The 839-nt window shown below is 56.0% G+C and carries 1 protein-coding gene; it reads right to left on the bottom strand.

The annotated features are described in order from the left end of the window. A partial coding sequence (speD, locus tag NW858_RS07820; RefSeq protein WP_414520238.1) for an adenosylmethionine decarboxylase occupies positions 1–321 on the bottom strand: 321 nt, incomplete at its 3' end. Positions 322–839 lie beyond the last annotated feature (518 nt).

Below are 839 nucleotides of genomic sequence, written 5' to 3'. Positions count from 1 at the left end.
TTCACAGGCTGCTTCGGGCCGCGTGTGGCGACCACAGGTGAACACATCCACCGCTGCATAGCCCGCTTCGGGCCAGGTGTGAATGGAGATATGAGATTCTCCCAAAAGGGCCAGCGCCGTGATCCCCTGTGGCTCAAATGGATGGCAAAGCTCACCCAAGAGGGTGGAGTTGGAGCGTCTTGCTGCCTCCCGCAAGGCCTGTTGCACAAGGGAGACATCATCCAGAAGTTTGGCCGGGCAGTCGTAAAGCTCTAGGATGCAGTGGATCCCAATCAGAGCCAGAGACCTATCCCCTAATTGGCCAGATAGTGTGTGCAGCATACTATCCCCTAATTGGCCAGATAGACTACCGAAGCCGTGCGAACAAAAAGCACAGCTTTACCATCTTCTCATAGATGCAGCTAGATTACACCCCGCAACGGCTTTTTTCTTAACTGAGAATTAACCTTGACGTTCTCTGCAGCCCTGCTAGCTTGCTCCCGCGCAGCGGTAGAGCAGCGATTCTTTCACAACTTGCAGTAGCTGCTGGCAGGCAACCTCTACTTGCTGTGCCACACCATTCTTTGCCGCTCTGACCGATTTGCCTATCCAGTTGGCCAAGGGCCTCGGCTAGCCAAGGTGCTCGCCTGAGATCCAGGCACAAAAAGGGATCGCGATAGCTGCCCACCCCACTGGCGGCATCTCGAACGTGGCGCAAGGGGAATTGTTCAGCGGTTCGGCTTCCTGCCCAACGACCGGCTGACAGTGCCGGGGATCCCTGGAAGAGTCCCCCTCTCAAGGTTCCCAGAGCGGTTAGTCTAGACTGTGGACAGTTACGTTCCTCTCAATCAGAGCAGAGG

It is taken from the genome of Synechococcus sp. H55.10 (assembly GCF_047502715.1).
Lineage (GTDB): Bacteria > Cyanobacteriota > Cyanobacteriia > Thermostichales > Thermostichaceae > Thermostichus.
Note: the sequence above shows the minus strand (reverse complement) of the source record. Positions and strands in the feature narration are given on the sequence as shown.